The sequence below is a fragment of the Nocardia glycosmidis genome (genome assembly GCF_052545115.1).
Map to the genome: position 1 here is coordinate 309,474 of NZ_JBQWRH010000004.1, position 25,031 is coordinate 334,504.

Sequence of the window (25,031 nt, forward strand, 5' to 3'; positions counted from 1 at the left end):
GAAATCGGTGTGCCGGATCGCCCGTACCCTGAAGAGGTGACCGCGGATCTGGAATCGAGCTCGACCGATCGTCGCAGCGGTTGGCATGCCTTCCGGTCGGGGCTCGCTCGCCGACCTACGCTGTACCTCGCCTACCGGATCGGGGTCGCGGTGGTCGGTGTCGCCGTGCTCACGGTCGGCATTCTGGCTATCCCGTATCCCGGTCCCGGCTGGGCGATCGTTTTCGCCGGCCTCGGCATCCTCGCTACCGAATTCGCTTGGGCGCGTGGGGCACTGGGGTGGTTGCGGGACCGGTACCGGCAGGGTATGGACTGGTACCGCGCCCAGGGCCCGGTCACGCGGGTGTTCGCCGCGGTCGCCACCGCCGCATTGGTCGTCGCAACGCTCTGGGCATTGGGAACCTTCGGGATCGTGGGTAGTTGGATCGGAGTCGAATGGGAATGGCTGCGCGGCCCCCTGCAGCGGTGACCACTGTCCCGGGTCGGACACTGACCCGACCGGAGTGGCTGGCCGCGCGTATCGCGGAGATGGGTCACTCGTGGGGGACCACGTCGCCGCGCATCGCCGGCACGCTGTGGTGGTGCATGCTCGCCTCCGCGCTGGTGGAGCAGATCGCGCGGGCGTACGCGCACGACGAACAGGCCTCCGAAGCAGCACTCGACCAGCTTGATTGTGAAGTGCGCCCGGACGGGGGTATCGAGCGGGTACGCATCCGCGCGGGTAGCGGGCAGGTGGACCAGGTAGCCGCCGTGCGCGACACGCTCGCCGCCGTGATCGCGCCGCTCGCCGAGGTGTCAGGAGCGGGCGTCCCCGCACTGTGGGCGATAGTCGCCGACGCCATCGGCAATCGTGCTCTGGATGCCGGTTCAGCGGACGCCGGCGCCCGGCTGGCCGCCGAGATCGGCGGCAAACTTCCGGCACCGAGGTTCGTCCGGATCGGCAAACGCACCTTCGTCCGGCGCATCTCCTGCTGTCTGGTGTTCGAGGTCCCCGGCTGCGCGATGTGCACCAGCTGCCCGAAACGGCCGGGCGCCGAACGACACGCACTGCTCGCGGAACTCGCCGCGCAGAGCTGAGGGAATTCCGCCGACGTGGCAACTGATCTCGCGAGAACATGCGCAACTCGCCGGTCGGACTCGGCACCCCGATGGCCACCCGACCCGGGGCCTGTACGCAATTCCCGCGTACCTGGCTGGTTCGGCCCGAAGACCCGGGGCGACGGGGGAGCCTCGAGGTCCGCAGAGGCGGGGCCGCACAGTAGCATGGTCGCGCCGGAGCGAACACGCGATCGGCCACGATTTCGCGGGACCCCTCCCGCGCACGAGAACGCCAAGGAGAGCGCAGCCGTGACCACTTCAGCGCCCATCAGCCCAGTCGCCCTCGTCCGGGTGCCGGCCGGGACGACGGCGGGCGCCGCGGTGCGCGAGGCGGGATTGCCGACCAAGGGCCCGGACACGGTCGTCGTCGTCCGGGTGGGTGGCGAGCTGAAGGACCTGTCCTGGACCCCGGACGCCGATACCGAGGTGGAGCCGGTGGCCGCGAACAGCGACGACGGCCGCAACGTCATCCGGCACTCCACCGCGCACGTCCTGGCCCAAGCCGTGCAACAGGAGTTTCCGGAGGCGAAGCTGGGCATCGGGCCCTACATCACCGACGGCTTCTACTACGACTTCCGGGTCGACCGGCCGTTCACCCCGGAGGACCTCGCCAAACTCGAATCCCGGATGAAGAAGATCGTCAAAGGCGCGCAGCGGTTCTCCCGCCGGGTGGTCGAGGTGGAGGACGCCAGGGTCGAGCTGGCCAAGGAGCCGTTCAAGCTGGAGCTGATCAGCGACAAGTCCGGCATCGACGACCCGGAGGTGATGGAGGTCGGCGGCAACGAGCTGACGATCTACGACAACCTGGACCCACGCAGCGGGGAGAAGATCTGGGGCGATCTGTGCCGGGGCCCGCACATCCCGACCACCAAGTTCATTCCGGCGTTCAAGCTGACCCGCAGCTCCGCGGCCTACTGGCGCGGCGACCAGAACCGGGAGGATCTGCAGCGCATCTACGGCACCGCGTGGGAATCCCAGGAGGCGCTCGACGAGCACCTGCACCTGCTCGCCGAGGCCGAGCGCCGTGACCACCGCAAGCTCGGTTCGGAGCTGGACCTGTTCAGCTTCCCCGACGAGCTCGGTTCCGGCCTTCCGGTGTTCCACCCGAAGGGTGGCATCATCCGGAAGGAATTGGAGGATTACTCGCGGCGGCGGCACGTCGACGCGGGCTACGAGTTCGTCAATACCCCGCACATCACCAAGGGGCACCTGTTCGAGGTCTCCAAGCACCTGGACTGGTACGCCGACGGCATGTTCCCGCCCATGCACCTGGACGCGGAGCTCAACGAGGACGGCACCGTACGCAAGCCCGGCCAGGACTACTACGTCAAGCCGATGAACTGCCCGATGCACAACCTGATCTTCCGGTCCCGGGGCCGGTCGTACCGGGAACTGCCGCTGCGGCTGTTCGAATTCGGCTCCGTCTACCGCTACGAGAAGTCCGGCGTGGTGCACGGCCTCACCAGGGTGCGCGGCATGACCCAGGACGATTCGCACATCTACTGCACCCAGGAGCAGGTGACCGAGGAACTCACCAGCATCCTGCAGTTCGTGCTCGACCTGCTGAAGGACTACGGCCTGGACGACTTCTACCTGGAGCTGTCCACCAAGGACCCGAAGAAGTACGTCGGCTCGAACGAGGTCTGGGAAGAGGCCACCGCGACTCTCGCGCGGGTCGCCGAGGCATCCGGCTTGCAGCTGGTGCCCGATCCGGGTGGGGCCGCCTTCTACGGTCCGAAGATCTCGGTGCAGGCCAAGGACGCGCTGGGGCGCAACTGGCAGATGTCGACCATTCAGCTCGACTTCTTCGAGCCGGAACTGTTCGAGCTGGAGTACACCGCCTCCGACGGCACCAAGAAGCGGCCGGTGATGATCCACCGGGCCCTGTTCGGCTCGATCGAGCGCTTCTTCGGCGTGCTCACCGAGCACTACGCTGGTGCCTTCCCGGCGTGGCTGTCGCCGGTACAGGTCGTCGGCATCCCGGTGGCGGAAACCTTTGTCCCGCACCTGGATCGGGTGATCGAGCGATTGCGGGACGAGGGCGTGCGCGCTCAGGTGGACCGCAGCGACGACCGGATGCAGAAGAAGATCTTCAACAACGTCGCGCAAAAGGTTCCGTTCATGCTGCTCGCCGGTGAGCGTGACGTGAACGCGAACGCCGTGAGCTTCCGTTTCCGCGACGGCACCCAGGTCAACGGTGTGCCGGTGGACGATGCGGTGACTACCATCGTCGCGTGGATCGCCGACCGGCAGAACCCGTCGCCGACGGCCGAAGGTTTCGAGATTCGATCCGCGAACAAGGGCGGGGCATGAGCGGTCAGGCCGGGATACGGCAGCGGAGCGTGACCACGCAGGGCCTTGCCCGAAAGGACACTGCATGACCGAGCGTACGGTGCCGGATGGGCTGGCCGATCTGGACGGGACCGCCACATCGGCCGAACGGAGCGAAATCGTGGACACCGGCGCGGGGGATCCGGATCGTCTGCTGCGCTTGTGGACGCCCTACCGGATGTCCTACATCGCGGAGTCGGCCACCGGTCCCAAGGATTCGACGGGTCATCCGTTCACCGATATTCCCAAGATGTCCGACGAGGACGGATTGGTGATCGCCCGGGGCGAACTGGTGTACGCGGTGCTCAATCTGTACCCGTACAACCCCGGGCACATGATGGTGGTGCCCTACCGCAAGGTGGCCAACCTGGAGGACCTCACCGAGGCCGAGTGCGCCGAACTGATGGCCTTCACCCAGCAGGCGATCCGGGTGACGAAGAAGGTGTCCCGTCCGCACGGCTTCAACGTCGGGTTGAACCTCGGCGGGGTGGCCGGCGGTTCGCTGGCCGACCACCTGCACCAGCACATCGTTCCGCGCTGGGGCGGTGACGCGAACTTCATCACCGTCATCGGTGGGGCGAAGGTGATGCCGCAGTTGTTGCGGGAAACGAGGGCGATGCTCGCTGCGGCCTGGAAGGAGGCGTAGATGAGCGACCGGGCGGGTCGGCCGTGCTGAGTTTCCGCGGCCGCGAAGCGTTCGCGAAGGCGACGGCGCCGCTGGGCCGGGCGCTGGTCGGCACGGGACTTACTCCTGATGTCATGACGTTGATCGGTACGGCCGCCTCCATCGCCGCCGCGGTCACGCTGTTCCCGACCGGACATCTGTTCTGGGGAACCATGGTGATCTGGTTGTTCGTCATGTTCGACATGCTGGACGGCGCCATGGCCAGGGCGCGGGGCGGCGGCACGAAATTCGGCGCGGTCCTGGACGCCACCTGCGACCGTCTCGCCGACGGCGCCATCTTCGGGGGGCTTGCCTGGTGGGCGGTCTACCACGAGCAGCACAAACCGCTGTTCGTCGCGACGCTCGTCGTCCTGGTGACCTCGCAGGTGATCTCCTACGCGAAGGCGCGCGCGGAGGCCAGCGGGCTGTCCGCCGACGGCGGTCTCATCGAACGGCCGGACCGTCTGATCATTGTGCTGGTCGGCGCCGGTCTCACCGGTATCGGCGAGTACTGGGGCATCGAATGGCTCACCTACGCCGTCCACGTGGCCATGTGGGTTCTCGCGTTACTCAGCATCGTCACCGTCGTCCAGCGAGTGCTGGCGGTGCGCAATTCGCCAGGGGCACGAACTGTGCTGCCGGCCGGTCAGCCGCGAAATTCGAGCACGGGAACCGCCGGCGCCGCAGGGCTCCCGTCGTGACCGCACCCGGACGCTGTCGACGGTCGCGCCCGGACCGCCGTACCGCGGAGTTCGTGCGCGCAGCGGGAAATACGCATGAGTGAGCGCGGCGAGCGGACAATGGACACCGCCGAGTGCGGCGCGACCATGCGGAGCTCTGCTCATGCGCGAGAGGACACGGCATGAGCATCAGGGAGCGACTCGGTGCCGCCGGATACGCGGCGGGCTGGCGGCTGGTGCGCGCGTTGCCGGAGTCGGCGGCCCGGCGCCTGTTCGACTGGGGCGGCGATCGGCTCGCCGAGCGCGCGAACCGGGAATTTCACGCGGGCGGTGCGCCGAATCAGTTGCGGCGCAACCTGGCCCGGGTCCTGGGGGTGCTCCCCGCCGATGTGCCGGACGACCTGATGCGCGCAGGCATGCGATCGTACGCCCGCTATTGGCGCGAGGCGTTCCGGCTGCCGACGATGGACCATTCCGCGATCGACTACTTCGTCGACGGATTGCCGAATCTGGACGCCGCGCTGGCCGCGGGAAACGGTGTGATCTTGGTCCTGCCGCACTCGGGTAACTGGGATATGGCCGGCGTCTGGTTGGTGCACCACTACGGCAATCCGACCACCGTGGCCGAGCGACTGAAGCCGGAATCGCTGTTCGAGCGGTTCGTCGCCTACCGGGAGAGCCTCGGATTCGAAGTGTTCCCGCTGACCGGTGGTGAGCAGCCGCCGTTCGGGCAGCTGGCGGCGCGCCTACGACAGAACAAGATCGTCTGCCTGATGGGTGAACGTGACCTCACCGGTAAAGGCGTTCCCGTTCAGTTCTTCGGTGAGCGCACCTGGATGCCCGCCGGTGCGGCGAAGCTGGCCATCGAGACCGGCGCCGCGCTGATACCCGTGCACGCGTGGTTCGAGGTCGATGCCGACGGGCGCGAGAATTGGGGTCTCAAAACCGAAACAGCGCTGGATGTCTCCGGTGGCGTCGCGGCAGTCACCCAGCGCCTGGCGGACCGCTTCGCGGCGAATATCGCCGAGCATCCGGCGGATTGGCACATGCTGCAACCGCTGTGGGAAAGCGATCTGTCGCCGCGGCGGCGAGCCATGATCGCCGCCGCGCAGGCGAGCATCCGGGCCGAGCAGGGGGACGCCGAGCGGGGGGACATAGCCACATGAAGATCGGCATGGTCTGCCCGTATTCGTTCGACGTCCCCGGCGGAGTGCAGGCGCATGTGGTCGAGCTGGCTCGGGTGTTCATCGAACGTGGACACAAGGTGAGCGTGCTGGCACCCGCTGCAGACGGCACGCCGCTGCCGGAGTTCGTGGTGTCGGCGGGGCGCGCGGTCGCCATCCCGTACAACGGATCGGTGGCGCGGTTGTCGTTCGGGCCCATGGCCTACACCAGGATTCGCCGATGGATCGACGGCAACGATTTCGACGTGCTGCACATCCACGAGCCCAACGCGCCGAGTCTGTCCATGCTCGCACTGAAGATCGCCGAGGGACCGATCGTCGCGACCTTTCACACCTCGACAACGAAATCCCTGGTACTGAGCACTTTTCAAGGGGTGCTGCGGCCGTATCACGAGAAGATCGCCGGCCGAATCGCGGTATCCGAGCTGGCGCGGCGCTGGCAGGTGGAGGCGCTGGGCTCGGACGCGGTGGAGATCCCCAACGGTGTCGACGTCCCCACCTTCGCGAGGGCGCCGATGCTGCCCGGCTATCCCCGTGCGGGTGGGACGGTGCTGTTCCTGGGCCGCTACGACGAGCCGCGCAAGGGGATGGAGGTCTTGCTCGCCGCGCTTCCCGATCTGGTGCGCAGACACCCCGACGTCGAGATCCTCATCGTGGGCCGCGGAGACGAAGATCGGCTGCGCCGTGAGGCGGGCGGGCTGTCCGGGCATTTACGCTTCCTCGGCCAGGTGTCCGATGAGGAGAAGGCTACGGCGATGCGGAGCGCGGACGTCTATGTCGCACCGAACCTGGGTGGCGAGAGTTTCGGCATCATCCTGATCGAGGCGATGGCCGCGGGCACGCCTGTGGTGGCCAGTGAACTGGATGCGTTCCGCCGGGTCTTGCGTGACGGCACCGCCGGCCTGCTCGTTCCGGTGGGCGATGCCGCGGCACTGGCTGCCGCGCTGCACACCGTGCTCACCGACGACGTACGCAGGGAGGCGCTGGTGCACACCGCGACCCAGGTGGTGGGCGAGTACGACTGGCCCGTGGTGGCCGAGCAGATCCTGCGCGTGTACGAGACGGTGACGGTGGGCGACGCGAGGGTGCGGGCTGCCGGATGATCACGTTCTCCGCGACGGCCGTTCTCATCCTTGCGCTGGTCGCCGCCGTCGTCATCGCGATCGGCCTATGGGCGTACTCGACCGCCAACCGGCTCGACCGGCTGCATGTGCGCTCCGATCTGTCCTGGCAGGCACTCGACGCCGCCTTGGCGCGCCGGGCGGTGGTGGCCAGGGCGGTCGCCATGGCCATCGCGGGTCCGGTATCCGATCCGCGGTTGTCCGAGCAGGCCCGGCATCTGTCGGCGCTGGCGGACCGCGCCGAGCGGGCCGGCCGGGCCGACCGGGAGACGGTGGAGAACCGGCTGTCCGCCGTGCTGTCGGCAGTCGACATCGACATGCTGCGTCCACAACTGGTTGCCGAACTGGCGGACGCCGAGGCCAGGGTGCTCATCGCGCGCCGCTTCCACAACGACGCCGTGCGCGACACCCTCACACTGCGCACCCGCCGCCCCGTGCGCGTCCTGCACCTCGGCGGTACCGCCCCGCTACCGTCCTACTTCGAGATCACCGAACGAGCCACGCCCGCCGCGTCCACCGGCCTCGCCGTCGACACCATCCGCACCACCGCGCGCATCGTGCTGTTCGACGAGAACGGACGGACCCTGCTGATGCGCGGCAACGACCCCCAGACACCGGAGGCGTCGTTCTGGTTCACCGTCGGCGGCGGGGTGGAGCCGGGGGAGAGCCTGCGCGTCGCGGCGGTGCGGGAACTCTACGAGGAGACCGGACACCGCGTCGACCCGACCGCCTTGCGTGGCCCGATCTGGCGGCGAGTGGCGGTATTCCCCTTCAACGGTGAGCTGATCCGCTCCGAAGAGCTGTTCTTCGCGTTGCGCCTGCGCGGGTTCGAACCGCACGCCGCGAACCAGACCGCGATCGAACGCCGCTCCATCACCGGTCACAAATGGTGCACGGCCGCCGACATCGTCGCGCTGGACCGCAGTGGTGAAACGGTCTACCCATATCATCTCGACGAACTGCTTGCCGAAGCCGCCGAAGCCGCGGTGGGCAGCACCGACCCCGAAGTCCGCTCCATCCGCTGACCGGCCCCGCAACGCGTGTGTTGTGTTTCACGATCGTGATACCGTCGCGATGAATCTGGGCGCCGGAGGGTAGTGCTGTTTGCGGACGCGGATGAATTCGGCGCCGTGGTCCCCGGAAGGGTGGCCGCCTGCTCGGCTTGTGGAGGGAGTTGGTCCATGTCGTACCTGCTGTTCGATTTTCTGTCGCCGCTGCTCGGCCCGGTAGCCGCGCAGTACTGGGCGCAGTTGCTGGTGGTCGGCCCGCTGTGAGAAATGCCGCGCCGGGACGACGCGCCCGCCCGCTCCCGGCGTAGGCCGTCTGGCAAGGTCGGACCAGGCCAGTGCACTCCGACTGGCTATCAAGTGGCTTTTCGCGGCCGCCTAGAATCGTGGCGTTCGAATCCGATCACCCGATTGGCGCACATGACACAGGAGTTTGCCGTGACCACGCCCGAGACCACCCAGACCGTCGGTACCGCCCGCGTGAAGCGCGGCATGGCCGAGATGCTCAAGGGCGGGGTGATCATGGATGTCGTCACGCCGGAGCAGGCCAAGATCGCCGAGGACGCCGGCGCAGTCGCGGTCATGGCATTGGAGCGCGTCCCGGCCGACATCCGTGCGCAGGGCGGCGTTTCCCGGATGAGTGATCCGGACATGATCGAGGGCATCATCGCCGCGGTCTCCATTCCGGTCATGGCGAAGGTCCGCATCGGTCACTTCGTGGAGGCACAGATCCTGCAGAGTCTCGGCGTCGACTACATCGACGAGTCCGAGGTGCTCACCCCGGCCGACTACGCCAACCACATCGATAAGTGGAACTTCACCGTGCCGTTCGTCTGCGGCGCCACGAATCTGGGGGAGGCGCTGCGCCGTATCACCGAGGGCGCGGCAATGATTCGCTCGAAAGGTGAGGCGGGCACCGGTGACGTGTCCAACGCCACCACGCATATGCGCCAGATCCGCCAGGAGATCCGCAGGCTGTCGTCGCTGCCCGAAGACGAGCTGTTCGTCGCGGCGAAGGAGCTGCAGGCGCCGTACGAGCTGGTCCGTGAGATTGCCGAGACCGGCAAGCTGCCGGTCGTGTTGTTCACCGCGGGTGGTATCGCCACCCCCGCCGACGCCGCGATGATGATGCAGCTCGGCGCCGAGGGCGTGTTCGTGGGTTCGGGCATCTTCAAGTCCGGCAACCCGGCGCAGCGTGCGGCCGCGATCGTCAAGGCCACCACGTTCTACGACGACCCGGACGTGCTGGCGAAGGTGTCGCGCGGCTTGGGCGAGGCAATGGTCGGCATCAATGTCGAGGAGATCGCGCAGCCGCACCGGTTGGCCGAGCGCGGTTGGTGATCGCGGGCCGTTAGCGACGCCGCGCGGAACTGCGGCAGGTGCGACGCTTCGTGGTCCTGGCGGCGCGGTTGCCGCTGCGCCGGGCCGCGGAGCGATCGTCCGTTCCGACGGCCACCCGCAACCAGTCGATCACCTGCCGACGGCGTGAATCTGCGGCGAACCTGCGTGCTTCGCTGCTGCGGGCGCCGTCGGCCAGGGTGCTCGGGTACGGCTCGGCGACCCCGCAGGTGCTCGCGCTCTTGGCGTCCCGGCCCGATGTGATCCGGCTCGGTTCGGCGTGAGCGGCAGATCCGCAGATTGGTTGCGCGATTGTTGCATGGGCGCGCCGTCTCGCGGTCCTTGCCGCCGGTCGTCGTGCCGGCCGATGAACTGTCCCTGGCAGCCGACCCGCGTGTCGGCGTCGGCTGTCCAACTCTCACGGCGGCCAGAAAGTAGTCTCAGGGTCTCCACAATCACGCCCAGTAGCTTCGCCATTCGATGGCCCACGGCCGTCTCGTGCCCTCTCCTCGTCGGGGGATCCTCCGAGCGCAAAGGACGAACAGTTGAAGCTTCGTAAGACCGGACGCATCGCATTCGCGGGCTTGGCAGTGGCCGCCGCCCTCAGCCTGGCAGCCTGCGGCAGCGACGACACGAGCGGCTCGCGCACACCGACCCGTACCACCAGCGCCTCAGCGACCGCGCCTGCTCCGCCCACCGTCGATGAACTCAACGCTCTGCTGCAGCGCGCGCTCGATCCCGCCGTACCGAGCGATGAAAAGCTCGAGCTCGTGCAGGGCATCGAGGCCGATCCCAGCCTGCCGAACCGCTTGGCCGAGGCGTTCCGGCAGGCCAACGCCACGGTCGTGGTCACCGGAGTCACCGCCTTCGGCGACAGCGTCACCGCGCAGGCCGAGTTCACCGTCAACGGGCAGCAGAACCAGGTCGATGTGCCCTTCGTGCTGGACGCCGGCAAGTGGAAGGTCCAGAAGGCATGGGCCTGCCAGGCACTGGCCAACCTGAACCAGCAGTCCCCGGCCTGCGTGGCCTGAGCCGCCCTTGGAGCCTACCTCGCATCCTTTCCGTCGACTCGGAGCGCGGGGCGATCCGGATGATCCCACCGAACGAAGAACGTCGGTGTCTCGGGGTTCTCGGCATCGTGTCGCCGTAGTGCGGGAATGGTCCACTGCTCGTCGGCCGGGGTGGCGCGGCGCAGCGCGGCCTCGGAGAGGTCCAGGCGCACGGTCACGTCGGCGGCGAGGTGGCGACCGGAGAGCATCGGCCCCGCCACCACGATCGTGGTAGCGGGCGGTGCCGTGCGAATCGCCGCGCGTGCCGAGCGATCGGTGGCTTCATCCCACAGTGCGGGCAGCCACCGACCGTGCTCGCGGAGCGCCTCGACCACCTCGCGGCGCATCGCCGGATAGTCGAACCATGCTGTGCGATAAGACATCTCGTCGGTCCGGCCGAACTCCATCCGCAGCGACGCGGGGCGCACGTAGTCGTGCAGCGAGACGACGTCGGCGCAGCGGCCCGCGGCGCGCAGCGCGGTGGCGATCCGGTCGGCGAACGCGACGGGCTGTGCGGCGTCCGCGGCGTCGACCGCGAACACCAGGTGGGAACGTGTGGTCAGGGCCGGGCGGATCACCAACTCGATGAGGTTGTCGACGGTGATCGGCTGAAAATGGGGCACCGGTCCATCTCAGCAAACCACGCGGGCCGGGTGTGGAGAGCCGCGGCTGTTGCCGGGTGTGCCAGGTGGCCGCAGACCGCCAAGTATCCCCAGACCGCCAAGTATCCCCAGAACACAGCCATCAGCACCCGCGTTAGTCTCACCGGATGGCGACAATTGAAGAGGCGCTGGAGATAGAGCGGCTCGAGCGGGACATCTTCCGTGGCGCGTCCACTGACAGCCAGCTCCCACGCACGTTCGGTGGTCAGGTCGCCGGCCAGGCACTTGTCTCCGCGGTACGGACGGTGGAACCACGATTCCAGGTCCACTCACTGCACGGATATTTCCTGCGGCCGGGCAATCCGCAGGAACGCACGGTCTATCAGGTCGAGCGCATCCGGGACGGACGCTCTTTCTGCACCCGCCGGGTGACCGGCATCCAGGACGGCGCGGCCATCTTCACCATGTCGGCCTCGTTCCACGTCGGTGACCAGGGTCCCGAGCATCAGGACCGCATGCCCGAGGTGCCGGCGCCGGAGGATGTGCCCGACGCGAAAATCGCCATGAGCCCTGAGCGGCTGTGGGTGATGCGCGAGTGGGAGCACTGGGACATTCGAATGGTTCCGCAAGAGAGCGTGGTCCGCCGCGACGGTGTGGTGTCCCAGCAGCAGGTGTGGTTCCGCTACCGGCACCCGCTGCCCGACGACCGGCTGGTGCACGTGTGCACGCTCGCGTACATGAGCGATATGACGCTGCTCGGTTCGTCGAAGGTCATCCACCCCGACGAGGAGACGCAGAACGCTTCACTCGACCACGCGATGTGGTTTCTGCGCCCGTTCCGCGCCGATGAGTGGCTGCTCTACGACCAGGCTTCCCCGTCCGCCGGTTTCGGCCGGGCGCTGACCGGCGGCAAGATCTTCACCCGCGACGGCACCCTCGTCGCCGCCGTCGTCCAGGAAGGACTCATCCGTACTCTGCGTGAGAGCTGAGCGTCGCACGTCTCGTCGTATGCCGCGTATCCCTGACGCGCACGCGTCGCTGTCGCATTGACTCGCCGTCGCAGTGAACCGCCGTCGCCAATGAATCGCCGTGGACTCGGGTGGCGCGCCAACCGAGGGTCGCACTCCAGAGCTCGGGGCAGCACAGGTCGCTTTCGCGAGCTCGCTCGGCGCCCCGGAGCACGCATGGCAACCGTGCGCAGGCCCACATCGGTACGACTCGTAAGCTTTCCGGCGTGAACGCTACCTCGGTCGCCGCACCTACTGCCGACACCGGCTCGGCCCGGTCGGGTCCCACCATCGGCGTACTCGCGTTGCAGGGCGACGTCCGGGAACATGTCGCGGCGCTCGAGCGGTGCGGTGCGCGGCCCGTGCTGGTTCGGCGCGAGTCCGAGCTCGGCGCGGTGGACGCGCTGGTGCTGCCCGGCGGCGAGTCGACCGCGATCAGCAAGCTGCTGGAGGCCTTCGAACTGCTGGAGCCGCTGCGCGCGCGGCTGCGCGACGGGATGCCGGCCTTCGGCTCCTGTGCGGGGATGATCCTGCTCGCCTCGGAGGTGCTCGACACCCGTCCGGACGCCCAGCACCTGTCCGGGATCGATATGACGGTGCGTCGCAACGCCTTCGGCCGGCAAGTCGATTCGTTCGAGACCGACCTGCCCTTCGCCGGAGTGACCGATGGTCCGGTGCGGGCGGTGTTCATCCGCGCGCCGTGGGTCGAGCGGGTGGGCGAGGGTGTCGACGTGCTCGCCACCGTGCCGCACGGCCCGGCGGCGGGCCGGATCGTGGCGGTGCGGCAGGGCAAAGTCCTCGCGACGTCGTTCCATCCCGAGGTGACCGGCGATCTGCGGGTGCACCGAATGTTCGTCGACCTGGTCCGGGCCGCTTAGCGGAAGACGCTTTGCGCGGGCGGCGCGGGCGCCCGAGTAGGCTGGGGAAGTTGTCCGCCCGGCGGTGCCGGTACCGTACACACCACCAGATCTGCCATCGACCTGAAGGAAGTAGGGAATGAGCGGCCACTCCAAATGGGCCACCACCAAGCACAAGAAGGCTGCGATCGACGCGAAGCGCGGCAAGCTTTTCGCGAAGCTGATCAAGAACATCGAGGTGGCGGCCCGGACCGGTGGTGGTGACCCGGATGGCAACCCGACGCTGTACGACGCCATCCAGAAGGCGAAGAAGTCGTCGGTACCCAACGACAACATCGAGCGCGCCCGCAAGCGCGGAGGCGGCGAAGAAGCCGGCGGCGCCGACTGGCAGACGATCATGTACGAGGGTTACGGACCCAATGGCGTCGCCGTGCTGATCGAGTGCCTCACCGACAACCGCAACCGTGCCGCGGGCGAGGTCCGAGTCGCGATGACCCGCAACGGCGGCAACATGGCCGACCCGGGCTCGGTCGCCTATCTGTTCCACCGCAAGGGCGTCGTCACCTTGGAGAAGAACGGTCTGTCCGAGGACGACGTGCTGCTGGCGGTGCTGGATGCGGGCGCCGAGGAGGTCAACGATCTCGGCGAGTCGTTCGAGATCATCAGCGAGCCCAGCGATCTGATCGCCGTGCGCACCGCGTTGCAGGGTGCCGGGATCGACTATGACTCCGCCGAGTCCGGTTTCCAGCCCTCGGTGTCGGTCGCGGTCGACGCCGACGCCGCGCGCAAGGTGATCAAGCTGGTCGACGCCCTCGAAGACAGCGATGACGTGCAGAACGTCTACACCAACGTCGATATCTCGGACGAGGTGCTCGCTCTGCTCGACGACTAGTCGATCGGCGGCGTGTCGTACTTCCGCATCGCGTAAGTACGCGGCTGAATCGGGGCGGTCGGTGCGCGCGGGACGATCTGCGGGATACGGGCGCTCCAGGCATCGGTGAGCAGAGGGTGCGGTGAGCAGAGCCGGTGGTGAGCAGAGCCGGGTGGCACCGTCAACTCGCTCAGGACCGGATCGAGCCGCCAGGATCCGTGCTCGTCGATTGCCGAGACGCACCGGCCGACGCGGTGGTTGCGACGCGATTTCGCTCAGGCCTTCCCTGCCGGTCGGCGCGTCGCCACCGCCGGCGGGGAGGGCGTGGCCTACTCCGCGATCTTGGTGCGATCGCACCACTCATATACGCGCAGCCGTCCCTCAGGGGTGTCCTGCTCTCGTAGGGTGACCTTGAAATGCTCGTATCCGCCCCGGAACGGGACCTTCAGCTCGACCCCCGGCGGGGTGATCGGCACGATGCGTGTGGGCAAATCTTGCGGCCCACCCTCGAGGACAGCCTTGGCAACATTGCTCATTCTCGGATGGTAGAAGCGGGACGGCCCGGATCGTGGCAGATTCAGGGCGCGGTGCGTACCGATTTGCCCAGAGTGTGGCCGATATCGCCCAAAGCGTGTTCTTCGACGGCCGGCGCGCGGCTGTTGCGGCGATGGAGGAGATCTGAGCGCGTCATCCCGAATAGCTCGGGCTGCCAGGGACGATGCGCGATCGGCGGACAGCGGCGCGTGTCGACGGCCGCGAAAGAGCCGGCCTCCGCTAGACTCTCGAACAGTTGTTCGCGTCTGCGAGAGGGGTTGTCGTGCGGGTGATGGGCGTCGACCCCGGACTCACCCGCTGCGGCCTCAGCATCGTCGAAGGCGGGTCGGGGCGGCAGGTCACCGCCCTCGATGTCGGCGTGGTCCGCACTCCAGGCGATATGGAGCTGGCCGAGCGCCTGCTCGCGGTCGCCGATGCCGCCGAACGGTGGATGGACATCCACGCACCAGGGGCCGTGGCGATCGAACGTGTCTTCGCCCAGCGCAATGTCCGTACCGCCATGGGCACCGCGCAGGCGGGTGGAGTGATCGCGCTGGCCGCGGTGCGCCGCGGGATCCCGGTCGCGTTCCACACACCCAGCGAGGTGAAGGCCGCGGTCACCGGTAACGGCGCCGCCGACAAGAAGCAGGTCACCGCTATGGTCACCCGCATTCTCGGCTTGGCGGCCGCGCCCAAACCGGCGGACGCGGCGGATGCGCTCGCGCTGGCCATCTGCCATTGTTGGCGGGCGCCGCTGCTGGAGCGGATGGCGGCGGCCGAGGCCAAGGCGGCCGAGGCACAACGACGGTACCGGGAACGGCTGGCCGAACAACGGAAGGCGGTGCACAGGTGATCGCGTCGCTTCGCGGTGAGGTGCTGGAGATCGCCCTCGACCACGCGGTGATCGAGGCGGCCGGGGTCGGCTACCGGCTCATCGCCACGCCGTCCACGCTGGCCGGACTCACCCGCGGTGCGGAAACCAGGCTCTACACCGCGATGATCGTTCGCGAGGACTCGATGACGCTCTACGGTTTCGCCGACACCGAAGCCCGTGAGCTGTTCGGCCTGCTGCAAACCGTGTCCGGCGTCGGTCCTCGCCTCGCGATGGCGGTGCTGGCCGTGCTCGAACCCGAGGCGCTGCGCAAGGCGCTCGCCGAAAGCAACGTGGCAGCTCTGACCAGGGTGCCCGGCATCGGCAAACGCGGTGCCGAGCGCATGGTGGTGGAACTGCGCGACAAGGTGGATCTCGTCCCGGCGCCCGCCGGTCCACCCGGCTCGGCGCCCGCCGCGGTGCGCACACCGGTGCGCGATCAGGTCGCCGAGGCGCTCATCGGTCTCGGCTTCGCCGCCAAGCAGGCCGAGCAGGCGGTCGACGCGGTGCTGGCCGACCAACCCGCTGCCGATGCCGCCGATACCTCCGCCACCCTGCGGGCCGCGCTCGGCCTGCTCGGCAGGAACCGGTAGATCGTCATGGATCATCCCGAGCAACCCGCCGAATCCCCGCTCGACCCGGGCTATGTGAAGTCCGACGGCGAGATCGAAGCGAGCCTGCGCCCGAAGTCGCTGGACGACTTCATCGGCCAACTCCGGGTTCGCGAACAGCTCGCGCTGGTGTTGCGTGGTGCCAAACAGCGCGGCGGCACCCCGGATCACGTCCTGCTGTCCGGTCCGCCCGGGCTCGGCAAGACGAGTATGGCCATGATCATCGCCGCGGAACTCGGCACCGCTTTGCGGATCACCTCGGGACCGGCGCTGGAACGGGCCGGTGACCTCGCGGCCATGCTCAGCAACCTCGTCGAAGGCGACGTGCTGTTCATCGATGAGATCCACCGCATCGCCAGGCCCGCCGAAGAGATGCTGTACCTGGCGATGGAGGACTTCCGGGTCGACGTGGTCGTCGGTAAGGGGCCGGGCGCGACCTCGATTCCGCTGGACATCGCGCCGTTCACCTTGGTCGGTGCCACCACGAGGTCGGGTGCGCTGACCGGCCCGCTGCGCGACCGCTTCGGTTTCACCGGCCATATGGACTTCTACGAGCCCGGTGAACTGCTGCGCATCCTGCAGCGTTCGGCACACATCCTCGGCGTCGGTATCGAGGAGGCCGCGGCGGCGGAGATCGCGGGCCGCTCGCGGGGCACGCCCCGGATCGCCAACCGTCTGCTGCGCCGCGTGCGCGACTACGCGGAGGTCCGCGCCGACGGCCGGATCACCCGGCCTATCGCACAGGCCGCGCTCGAGGTCTACGACGTGGACGTGCTGGGTCTGGACCGCCTCGACCGCGCGGTACTCGGCGCGTTGGTCCGCGGTTTCGGCGGCGGCCCGGTCGGCGTATCCACCCTGGCCGTGGCGGTAGGCGAGGAGGCCGCCACGGTCGAGGAAGTGTGCGAACCCTTTCTGGTACGCGCGGGCATGATCGCGCGCACCCCGCGCGGCCGGGTCGCCACCGCGGCGGCCTGGGCGCATCTCGGTCTGGTTCCGCCCGCTGACCTGGTCTTCGGCTCGATCGAAGTGCGTGGCCGCGAGCCGCACCCGACCCTCGACCTTTTCGAATGATCCGGGGCCGGCTCACATCGGCGCCCGAGTGTGCGGGTGGTCGGTGGCGGTTGCGCAGCGCCGGTAAGCTTGCCTTGGACGATTACGTCTACGGCGACGATTACGTCTACGGCAAGGCCGACTGACGGCGGCGCCATGCCGGCCCAGCCAGACCCACGTCGTACCCATTTCGCACGTATTCGGGCGTCCGGGGCGGGTGCGTGATCAGCTGTTGTAGCTGGCCCAGCGGGTGTGCGGGTGTGGCACCCGCGCAGCGAACTGGCAGACTGTGTGGGTACCTGCCCATCCCACCCACAACACTAGGGACTGACTTCGACGATGGAACTGCTGTTTCCACTGCTGCTGGTAGCCCTGCTCGTACCGATGTTCCTCGGTGTCCGCCGTCAGAAGCGGGAGGCCGAGAAGGTCGCGGGCATGCAGGAAAACCTGAAGATCGGCGACCAGGTCATCACCACGTCAGGTCTGTACGGCACCGTGGTCGAACTCGACGACACCACAGTCGACCTCGAAATCGCCGAGGACGTCGTCACCACGTGGCTGCGCCAGGCGATCCGTGAGGTCCGCGTCGAAGACGCTGTGAGCACCGACGACGCTGTGAGCACCGACGACGCTGTGAGCACCGACGACGCTGTGCGCACCGAGGAGACCGCCGCCGGCGCCAACGGCTCCGACAGCTCGGCCGCGACCGGCACCATCGAGGAATCCGCCGCGCAGACCGAGACCCGGCTGACCAAGGACTGATTCTTCCGGTCGTGCCGCGCCCGCCGGATGTCGCCGCGGCTTGCCCGTTCCGCGCACCCGGCGTCGCTGGCCCGTGCCCGCATGTTCCATCCTCGACTTCCTGCCTAGGAGATGACGTACTGTGCCACCTTCCCAGGGATCGGTGCACCCGCTGCGGCTGCTCGGCGTCTACGCCGTGCTGCTGGCCGTGGTCTATGCGCTGGTGTTGTTCACCGGTGACAAGTCCCCGACGCCGAAGCTCGGCATCGACCTGCAGGGTGGCACCCGGGTCACGCTGTCCGCACGCACGCCGGATGGCAGCAGGCCGAACCAGGACAGCCTGAAGAAGGCGCAGGACATCATCGAGAACCGAGTCAACGGACTCGGTGTCGGTGGGTCCGAGGTCGTCATCGATGGCGACAATATCGTGATCACCGTGCCGGGTGACGACGGACAGCAGGCGCGCGCGCTGGCGACGACCGCCAAGCTCTACATCCGTCCGGTGCTGCAAGCCGTACCCGCCGCGGGACGCGGTGCGACGCCGCAGGCCACGCCGGGTACGCAACCCGCGCCCGCGGCCCAGCCGACCACGCCGCAGGCACCGGAGCCCACCCCCGCTCCGCAACAGCGCGTGTTCCCGGCGCAGGGGCCGACCCAGCCACCGGCCGATCCGAACCTGACGCCCACCGAAGCGGCCACCAAGGAAATTCAGGCGGCCAAAGCGCTGCGGCAGAGCAGCGATCCGACCGTGCAGCAGACCGCGTTGGCGATGCTGGATTGCGCGAAGGCCGATCCACTCGTCGGTAACGACGACCCGGCCCTTCCGCTGGTCACCTGCTCGACCGACGGCACCGAGGTGTTTCTCTTGGATCGCAGCCGGATCGACGGCCAAGAGATCAAGGATGCCACTTCGGGTCTGAACCAGCAGCAGGCCAGGCATGAGGTCTACCTGGACTTCAAGTCCGGCGGCAGCGACGCGTGGGCCGCGCTCACCGGCGAGTACGTCTACAAGCGGGTCGCTTTCGTGCTCGATTCCAAGGTGGTCAGCGCGCCCGTCGTGCAACAGGGACCGCAGCAGGGCGGTCGCACTCAGATCTCGGGCAACTTCACCGCGACGACGGCCAAGGAGTTGGCCAACACGCTGAAGTACGGCTCGTTGCCGCTGTCGTTCCAGACCTCCGAGGCCGAGACGGTGTCCGCGACACTGGGTTTGTCCTCGCTGAAGGCGGGCCTGCTCGCCGGTGCGATCGGCTTGGTGGTGGTGTTGCTCTACTGCCTGGCGTACTACCGCATGCTGGGTCTGGTCACCGGCTTGTCGCTGGTGGCCTCGGGCCTCGCCGTCTACGGCATCATGGTGCTGCTCGGCCGCTGGATCGGCTTCACCCTCGACCTCGCCGGCATCGCCGGCCTGATCATCGGCATCGGCATGACCGCCGACTCGTTCGTGGTGTTCTTCGAACGCATCAAGGACGAGATGCGCGAGGGCCGCAGCTTCCGTTCCGCTACGCCGCGCGGTTGGCAGCGTGCCCGCCGGACCATCCTGTCCGGTAACGCGGTCAGCTTCCTCGCCGCGGCCGTGCTCTACATCCTGGCCGTCGGACAGGTGAAGGGCTTCGCGTTCACCCTTGGCCTGACCACCATCCTCGACATCGTCGTGGTGTTCCTGGTGACCTCGCCGCTGGTGTTGCTCGCGTCGCGGACGGCGTTCTGGTCCAAACCGTCGGTGAACGGCCTCGGCGCGATTCAGCAGGTCGCCCGCGAGCGTAAGGCGGCCGAGGCCGCCCTCGGGAAAGCGTGAGGAAGCGATGACCAACAGTCACACCACTCGCTCGCTCGACAAGGCGAGCGCGGCCGAGATCACCGATATCTTCGCGGCGGTCACCGAGCCGCAGCCACCCCGGCACAGCTTCTTCAACCGCCTCTACACCGGCACCGGCGCCGTCGACGTCATCGGAAGGCGGCGGATGTGGTACTTCATCACCGCCGTCATCGTGCTGATCTCGTTGGGCAGCATGATCTTCCGGGGCTTCAACTTCGGCATCGACTTCCAAGGCGGTTCGCGCATCCAGTTCCCGGCCGGGGACGCGACCACGAGCCAGGTCGAGGACGTCTACCGCGGCGCGATCGGCACCGACCCGGTGTCGGTGCAGACCGTCGGCACCGGCGGCTCGGCCACCATGCTGATTCGTTCCGAGGCGCTGAACCAGCAGCAAGTAGAGGCGTTGAACAACGCGCTGTTCGGTAAATTCCAGCCGAAGGACTCCAGCGGAAAGCCGAACCTCGCCGCGATCAGCACCTCCGACGTCAGCGAGACCTGGGGCGGCCAGGTCACCCGCAAGGCGCTCATCGCGCTGGCGGTGTTCCTCGTGCTCGTCGCGGCCTACATCGCGATCCGCTTCGAGACGCACATGGCGCTCGCCGCGCTCGCCGCGCTGGCCTTCGACGTCACCGTCACGGCGGGCGTGTATTCGATCGTCGGATTAGAGGTCACGCCGGCGACGGTGATCGGCATCCTGACCATTCTCGGCTTCTCGCTCTACGACTCGGTCGTCGTGTTCGACAAGGTCGAGGAGAACACCCGCGGCATCCTGCACCTGACCAGGCGCACCTATGGCGAGCAGGCCAACCTGGCGGTGAACCAGACGCTGATGCGCTCGATCAACACCGCGCTGATCGGTATTCTGCCGATTGTCGGTTTGATGGTGATCGCGGTCTGGATGCTCGGTGTCGGTACCCTCAAGGACCTGGCGCTGGTGCAGTTGGTCGGCCTGCTGGTCGGCACGTACTCCTCGATCTTCTTCGCGACGCCGCTGCTGGTCTCGATCAAGGAGCGCTGGGGACCGGTTGCGGCGCACACGAAGAAGGTCTTGGCCAAGCGCGCCGGGGCGGCGGGCGCCCGCGCGGGTGCCGCGGCCGAGCGCAGGGCGAGCATGGCGGCGGGCCGGGATTTCGCCGAAACGCCGCGCCGACAGCGTCCGGCCGGGCAGGCGCCACGGCCGGGTGCGCGACCGAGCGGAAAGCGGCACAAGAGGCGGCACTGACCACCCACGAGACAGGGGTTTCATGCGACAGCCACGCACGGCGGTACGACTGATCGGGGCACTCGCCGCGGGCACGATGGCCGCCGCAGTGGTGGTGGGCTGCTCCAGCCCGAGCCAGGTTCCCTCGATCGGCTATGCGATCGACGCCACCATCGCCAGTTACAACGGCGGTAGCACGCTCGGGGCGAGTTCCGGCTCCGGCGCGGTGTTCTCCCGGGTGCTCACCGGGTTCTTCTACACCGGTCCGGACGGTCAGCAGGTCGCCGACACAGATTTCGGCACCGCCAAGGAAGTACCCGGCGAGTCGCAGACCATCCAGTATCGCCTCAACCCGGACGGCGTGTACTCCGACGGCGTCCCGACCTCGTGCGACGACTTGGTGCTGGCTTGGGCGGCTCGCAGCGGACGGTTCACCAAACCCGGTGACCGCGGCCCGGTTCCACTGTTCGATGCCGCGAGCACCGCCGGCTACGACGCCATCGAACGGGTCGAGTGCCAGCCCGGGTCGCGGGATGCCACGGTGGTCTTCCGGCCCGGCCGGCACTACCTGCCGTGGCGCACCCTGTTCACGGCGGGCGAGTTGTTGCCCGCGCACGTCGCGGCGCAGGTGGCGAACGTGCCGAACGTGGTGTCGGCGTTGCAGACCGGTGATCCGAACGCTGTCGGCAGGCTCGCGGAGTTCTGGAACACGGGCTGGACCATCCCGGCCGACGGCCGGCTGGATATGGTCCGGTTCCCGGCGTCGGGGCCCTACCGCATCGAATCCTTCAGCCGGGAGGATGGTTTGGTGCTGGTCGCCAACGAGCGCTGGTGGGGCAACAAGCCTGCGACGGGGCGTATCGTGGTGTGGCCCAAGACCTTCGACCTGAAGCAAAAGCTCGGCCAGAACGCCATCGGCGTGGTCGACATCGGCACCGGCTCGGTGAAAGACCTTGATCTGAAGGGCTTTTCGGTGCAAAACTTTCCGGGGCGGGGCGCTGAGCAGTTGACCCTGTCGACCGGCGGAGTGTTCGCCTCGGTTCAGGCACGCCGTGCGTTCGCGTTGTGCCTGCCGCGGCAGGCCCTGTTCGACAAACTCGGCAAGGTCGCGGACGCGCCGAAATCCGGGCTCGGCTCCGGCCCGCTGAACGCCCATATCGTCCAACAGGATTCGCTGCTCTATCCAGCGGTCATCGGTGCGGCCGACAAGTACTCCGGCGGTGATGTGGCGAACGCCACCAAGGCTGTCGCCGCATCCGGTGCGCCGAACCCGACCGTGCGGATCGGCTATCTGGCTCCGGATGACCGCCGCGCACAAACCGTCACCATGATCGCCGACGCCTGCAAGCCCGCGGGCATCACCGTGGTGGACGCCGGCGCGCCCGATTTAACGCCGTCGCGGCTCACCGAGGGCAAAGTCGACGCGATCCTCGGCAGCACCGCCGCGGTGCCCGGTCCGGCCGGCTCGCTCGACGGGGTGGCCGCGACCAGCGCGTTGCGCACCGGTAGCGGGCTCAATGTCGGGCGGTTCGGCAATGGCCGCTACGATGCGATCACCGAGCAGCTTGCGGCCGACGGAAACTCGGCCACACAGCTGAATCTGCTCACCGAGGCCGAAAGCCTGCTGTGGGCTGAGCTCCCGAGCATTCCGTTGTTCGCGACTCCGCGCACGATCGCCTTCGGCAAAGGGCTGCGCAACGGGATAGCCGCCCCTACCCAGGCCGGGGCGGGCTGGAACATGGACCGGTGGGTGTTCGAGCGGTGACAGACGGTGTGGTGATGTGAGTATGGAGAGGTGTCGATGAGCAAGCACGCGGCGATCGAATCGGAATACGTAGCCGCCGAACGGACCACCAAAGCCGCCGATGTGGTCGGTCGGTTGACCCGCTGGCACGACGATTTCCCTACGCCCGGTGTGCGTTTCGCGGATCTGACGCCGGTCTTCGCTGACGCCGAGGGCTTTCGCGCTGTGATCGACTGCCTGGCCGCGTGCGCTCCCGACGCCGATCTCGTAGCCGGCGTCGATGCCCGCGGTTTCCTGCTGGGAGCCGGTGTCGCGGCGACCCTCGGCACCGGTGTGCTCGCGGTCCGCAAAGCGGGCAAATTGCCGCCGCCGGTGATCAGCCGGGAATTCAGTCTCGAGTACGGCACCGCTGCGTTGGAGATCCCCGCGGACGGCATCGAGCTGAGCGGCCGCCGTATTCTGCTGCTCGACGACGTGCTCGCCACCGGCGGCACCCTCGCCGCCGCCGCCGCGTTGTTCGAACAGGCGGGGGCGCAGGTCGTTGCCGCGGCGGTGGTGCTGGAGCTCACCTTCCTCGGCGGCCGCGAACGGCAGGGTGCCTACTCGCTGAACTCGATCGTGCAGGTCTGACAGGCCCGCGACACGCCACACCCGCGGGGCGGCCGGGGTCGCTGCGCGGCAGCTGAGTCGGCTGTAGGCGTTCCCGACGAGGCTCCTTATCGGCCGGGACGCCGGTGGTCTCGTCGTCGAACGCTCCGCGGTCGGTCACGCGGCTATCCGGCGCTCTTCGGCTCGATTACATCGAGCCATGGTTCCCGGCCGACGTTCTACGGCTGGCGACCGTCGACCCACGCGGACAACCAGAACGTGGGATCGGAAAATCACTGGCACATTCCTGGGCGCTGTGTTTACGCTGGGCAAGTCTTATCCCCGTTGATCGGAGTCATGCCGTTGCTCATCTGAGGTAGCCATTCGGGCGGCCCGCGTTCGCGCGCCGCGTATCCGTCGCAACCTCTGGGAGTTGGCATGGCCGATCTGGCACTTTCCGATCTCACGTTCTCCTGGCCGGACGGTACCCCCGTCTTCGCCGGGCTCGATGCCGTCCTCGGCCCCGGCCACCTCGGGCTGGTCGGCGGAAATGGTGCGGGGAAGTCGACCCTGCTTCGGTTGATCGCCGGTCAACTGAAGCCCGCGCGCGGTTCCATCACCGTCCCCGGGCACCTCGGGTATCTGCGCCAGGACATCGGTCTCGCGCCCGGGCAGCGGGTGGATTCCGTGCTCGGCATCGCGGAGATCCGAAAAGCGCTGCACCGCATCGAGTCCGGCGTGGGCAGTGAAACCGACTTCGAGGTGGTCGGCAATCGCTGGGACGTGGAGGAACGGGCGCTGGCGCTGCTGGCCGGGCTCGGTCTGCACTATGTCGCGGACTCGGTGCAACAGCTCGATCGCACACTCGACAGCCTTTCCGGTGGCGAGACCGTCCTGCTCGGACTGGTCGTCGAGCTGCTCGCCGAACCGGATGTTCTGCTCCTGGACGAACCGACGAACAACCTGGACCAGGTGGCCCGCGCGCGGCTGTACGAGGTGGTCGGGCAGTTCTCCGGCACCGTGCTCACGGTCAGCCACGATCGTGAACTGCTGGAACGGATGTCGGCCATCGCGGAGCTGCGCAGCGGCGAATTGCGCTTGTTCGGCGGGAATTTCAGCGCGTACGAGCGCATCGTCGCCGTCGAGCAGCAAGCCGCCCGCGCGGCCGTCCGGGACGCCCGCGGCGACGTGCGCAAGCAGGCACGCGAGCTCGTCGAGGCACGCATCAAGCTGGACCGCCGGCAGCGCTACGGACAGAAGATGTGGGACCAGAAGCGGGAGCCGAAAATCGTGATGAACGAACGCAAACGACAGGCGCAGGTGTCGGCGGGCAAGCTACGCAACAATCACCTCGAGAAGCTCGACCACGCCAAGGAGCAGCTCGAGCAGGCGAAGGAATTGTTACGTGACGATCGGGAGATCCGGGTGGACCTGCCCGGCACGCGGCTGTATCCCGGCCAGGACGTGGTCGAGCTCGATGAGGTGCAGCTCGCTTGTGGTCAGACCGTGTCGTTGCGGGTGTCCGGTCCGGAGCGGGTCGCGCTGAGCGGCCGCAATGGGATCGGCAAAACGACGCTACTGCGGCGCATAGCGCAACAGGGCCCCACTGTGCCGTGGCGCATGCTGCCGCAGCGACTGGACGTGTTCGACGAGGGTCGGTCGGTGTTCGAGAACGTCGCCTCGACAGCGCCGCAGGCGTCCGCCGAGCGAATCCGGGCCCAGTTGGCCCGCTTCTTGTTTCGCGGCTCGGACGCAGACGTGGCGGCGGGGGTGCTGTCGGGCGGCGAACGGCTGCGCGCCGCGCTGGCCATGCTGCTGCTGGCCGACCCCGCGCCGAAGTTGCTCCTGCTGGACGAGCCGACCAACAACCTCGACCTGCCCAGTCTGGAGCACCTCACGCAGGCGCTGGCGGGCTTCGCGGGCGCGCTCATCGTGGTCAGTCACGATCCACGATTTCTCGACGACATCGGTGTGACCCGGCGACTGGAACTCACCGCCGACGGCTTGACCGAGGTGCTGGCGACCTAGCTGTCAGCGGGCCTTCTCGTCGCGGTCGGGGCCGTC

26 protein-coding genes are annotated in these 25,031 nt (G+C 68.0%); 24 read left to right on the forward strand and 2 right to left on the reverse strand.

Going from position 1 to position 25,031, the window contains the following annotated elements; all coding sequences use genetic code 11:
- Window positions 1–36 precede the first annotated feature (36 nt).
- From ACT86A_RS07440 to ACT86A_RS07490, 11 genes are all read left to right on the forward strand, one after another.
- A complete protein-coding gene (locus ACT86A_RS07440; protein ID WP_445091235.1) occupies window positions 37–468 on the forward strand; it encodes a TIGR02611 family protein in 432 nt (143 codons plus the stop codon).
- The gene (locus ACT86A_RS07445; RefSeq protein ID WP_445091236.1) at window positions 441–1,076 is read left to right on the forward strand and encodes a (2Fe-2S)-binding protein; all 636 of its coding nucleotides are present in this window, start codon (window positions 441–443) and stop codon (window positions 1,074–1,076) included. Before ACT86A_RS07440 ends, ACT86A_RS07445 begins: the two co-directional genes overlap by 28 nt.
- 270 nt (window positions 1,077–1,346) lie before the next feature.
- A complete protein-coding gene (gene thrS / locus ACT86A_RS07450; protein WP_445091237.1) occupies window positions 1,347–3,410 on the forward strand; it encodes a threonine--tRNA ligase in 2,064 nt (687 codons plus the stop codon).
- Window positions 3,411–3,474: 64 nt separating this feature from the next.
- Entirely contained in the window at window positions 3,475–4,074 is a 600-nt protein-coding gene (locus tag ACT86A_RS07455) for an ATP adenylyltransferase (protein WP_445091238.1), read from the forward strand.
- Between the two features lie 23 nt (window positions 4,075–4,097).
- Window positions 4,098–4,793, forward strand: coding sequence for a phosphatidylinositol phosphate synthase (pgsA, locus tag ACT86A_RS07460; protein WP_445091239.1), 696 nt, complete (start codon window positions 4,098–4,100; stop codon window positions 4,791–4,793).
- Between the two features lie 161 nt (window positions 4,794–4,954).
- On the forward strand, window positions 4,955–5,938 hold the full coding sequence (locus ACT86A_RS07465; RefSeq protein ID WP_445091240.1) for a phosphatidylinositol mannoside acyltransferase: 984 nt from the start codon (window positions 4,955–4,957) through the stop codon (window positions 5,936–5,938).
- On the forward strand, window positions 5,935–7,059 hold the full coding sequence (locus ACT86A_RS07470; RefSeq protein WP_445091241.1) for a glycosyltransferase family 4 protein: 1,125 nt from the start codon (window positions 5,935–5,937) through the stop codon (window positions 7,057–7,059). The genes ACT86A_RS07465 and ACT86A_RS07470 overlap by 4 nt, the downstream gene beginning before the upstream one ends.
- Window positions 7,059–8,102 (forward strand): NUDIX hydrolase, encoded by a 1,044-nt coding sequence (locus tag ACT86A_RS07475; protein ID WP_445091342.1) that lies wholly within the window; start codon window positions 7,059–7,061, stop codon window positions 8,100–8,102. Before ACT86A_RS07470 ends, ACT86A_RS07475 begins: the two co-directional genes overlap by 1 nt.
- Before the next feature lie 402 nt (window positions 8,103–8,504).
- Window positions 8,505–9,425, forward strand: a complete 921-nt coding sequence (gene pdxS, locus ACT86A_RS07480) for a pyridoxal 5'-phosphate synthase lyase subunit PdxS (RefSeq protein WP_445091242.1) — start codon at window positions 8,505–8,507, stop codon at window positions 9,423–9,425.
- A 38-nt stretch (window positions 9,426–9,463) separates the two neighbouring features.
- Entirely contained in the window at window positions 9,464–9,706 is a 243-nt protein-coding gene (locus tag ACT86A_RS07485; RefSeq protein ID WP_445091243.1) for a hypothetical protein, read from the forward strand.
- A gap of 261 nt (window positions 9,707–9,967) precedes the next feature.
- On the forward strand, window positions 9,968–10,453 hold the full coding sequence (locus tag ACT86A_RS07490) for a WKL family lipoprotein (RefSeq protein ID WP_445091244.1): 486 nt from the start codon (window positions 9,968–9,970) through the stop codon (window positions 10,451–10,453).
- A 14-nt stretch (window positions 10,454–10,467) separates the two neighbouring features.
- On the opposite strand, the gene ACT86A_RS07495 is transcribed toward ACT86A_RS07490, so the two are convergent.
- The gene (locus tag ACT86A_RS07495) at window positions 10,468–11,094 is read right to left on the reverse strand and encodes a nucleoside/nucleotide kinase family protein (protein WP_445091245.1); all 627 of its coding nucleotides are present in this window, start codon (window positions 11,092–11,094) and stop codon (window positions 10,468–10,470) included.
- 146 nt (window positions 11,095–11,240) lie between these two features.
- Between ACT86A_RS07495 and ACT86A_RS07500 the strand changes: the two genes are divergently transcribed.
- The 3 genes from ACT86A_RS07500 to ACT86A_RS07510 all read left to right on the forward strand — a co-directional run bounded on the left by ACT86A_RS07500 (window position 11,241) and on the right by ACT86A_RS07510 (window position 13,829).
- Window positions 11,241–12,062, forward strand: coding sequence for an acyl-CoA thioesterase (locus ACT86A_RS07500; RefSeq protein WP_445091246.1), 822 nt, complete (start codon window positions 11,241–11,243; stop codon window positions 12,060–12,062).
- A gap of 245 nt (window positions 12,063–12,307) precedes the next feature.
- Window positions 12,308–12,958, forward strand: a complete 651-nt coding sequence (pdxT, locus tag ACT86A_RS07505) for a pyridoxal 5'-phosphate synthase glutaminase subunit PdxT (protein WP_445091247.1) — start codon at window positions 12,308–12,310, stop codon at window positions 12,956–12,958.
- Window positions 12,959–13,076: 118 nt separating this feature from the next.
- On the forward strand, window positions 13,077–13,829 hold the full coding sequence (locus tag ACT86A_RS07510) for a YebC/PmpR family DNA-binding transcriptional regulator (RefSeq protein ID WP_445091248.1): 753 nt from the start codon (window positions 13,077–13,079) through the stop codon (window positions 13,827–13,829).
- Window positions 13,830–14,137: 308 nt separating this feature from the next.
- Here ACT86A_RS07510 and ACT86A_RS07515 read toward each other — a convergent pair whose 3' ends face one another.
- Entirely contained in the window at window positions 14,138–14,344 is a 207-nt protein-coding gene (locus ACT86A_RS07515; protein WP_445091249.1) for a DUF5988 family protein, read from the reverse strand.
- Window positions 14,345–14,625: 281 nt separating this feature from the next.
- Here ACT86A_RS07515 and ruvC point away from each other — a divergent pair, with 281 nt between their 5' ends.
- The 10 genes from ruvC to ACT86A_RS07565 all read left to right on the forward strand — a co-directional run bounded on the left by ruvC (window position 14,626) and on the right by ACT86A_RS07565 (window position 24,995).
- Complete coding sequence (gene ruvC / locus ACT86A_RS07520; RefSeq protein ID WP_445091250.1) at window positions 14,626–15,195, forward strand: crossover junction endodeoxyribonuclease RuvC; 570 nt, start codon at window positions 14,626–14,628, stop codon at window positions 15,193–15,195.
- A complete protein-coding gene (gene ruvA / locus ACT86A_RS07525) occupies window positions 15,192–15,806 on the forward strand; it encodes a Holliday junction branch migration protein RuvA (protein WP_445091251.1) in 615 nt (204 codons plus the stop codon). The genes ruvC and ruvA overlap by 4 nt, the downstream gene beginning before the upstream one ends.
- Before the next feature lie 6 nt (window positions 15,807–15,812).
- The gene (gene ruvB, locus ACT86A_RS07530; RefSeq protein ID WP_445091252.1) at window positions 15,813–16,895 is read left to right on the forward strand and encodes a Holliday junction branch migration DNA helicase RuvB; all 1,083 of its coding nucleotides are present in this window, start codon (window positions 15,813–15,815) and stop codon (window positions 16,893–16,895) included.
- Window positions 16,892–17,020 carry a hypothetical protein gene (locus ACT86A_RS07535; RefSeq protein WP_445091253.1) on the forward strand — a complete coding sequence of 43 codons (129 nt, stop codon included), beginning with the start codon at window positions 16,892–16,894 and terminating at the stop codon, window positions 17,018–17,020. The genes ruvB and ACT86A_RS07535 overlap by 4 nt, the downstream gene beginning before the upstream one ends.
- Window positions 17,021–17,213: 193 nt before the next feature.
- Window positions 17,214–17,636 (forward strand): preprotein translocase subunit YajC, encoded by a 423-nt coding sequence (gene yajC, locus ACT86A_RS07540; protein WP_445091254.1) that lies wholly within the window; start codon window positions 17,214–17,216, stop codon window positions 17,634–17,636.
- Between the two features lie 121 nt (window positions 17,637–17,757).
- The gene (gene secD / locus ACT86A_RS07545) at window positions 17,758–19,413 is read left to right on the forward strand and encodes a protein translocase subunit SecD (RefSeq protein ID WP_445091255.1); all 1,656 of its coding nucleotides are present in this window, start codon (window positions 17,758–17,760) and stop codon (window positions 19,411–19,413) included.
- A 7-nt stretch (window positions 19,414–19,420) separates the two neighbouring features.
- Window positions 19,421–20,656, forward strand: coding sequence for a protein translocase subunit SecF (secF, locus tag ACT86A_RS07550; RefSeq protein WP_445091256.1), 1,236 nt, complete (start codon window positions 19,421–19,423; stop codon window positions 20,654–20,656).
- Between the two features lie 22 nt (window positions 20,657–20,678).
- Entirely contained in the window at window positions 20,679–22,400 is a 1,722-nt protein-coding gene (locus tag ACT86A_RS07555) for an ABC transporter substrate-binding protein (RefSeq protein WP_445091257.1), read from the forward strand.
- Window positions 22,401–22,436: 36 nt separating this feature from the next.
- Window positions 22,437–23,009: an adenine phosphoribosyltransferase gene (locus ACT86A_RS07560; RefSeq protein ID WP_445091258.1), complete on the forward strand. Its 573-nt coding sequence runs from the start codon at window positions 22,437–22,439 to the stop codon at window positions 23,007–23,009.
- A gap of 396 nt (window positions 23,010–23,405) precedes the next feature.
- The gene (locus ACT86A_RS07565) at window positions 23,406–24,995 is read left to right on the forward strand and encodes an ATP-binding cassette domain-containing protein (RefSeq protein ID WP_445091259.1); all 1,590 of its coding nucleotides are present in this window, start codon (window positions 23,406–23,408) and stop codon (window positions 24,993–24,995) included.
- The last annotated feature ends 36 nt before the right edge of the window (window positions 24,996–25,031 follow it).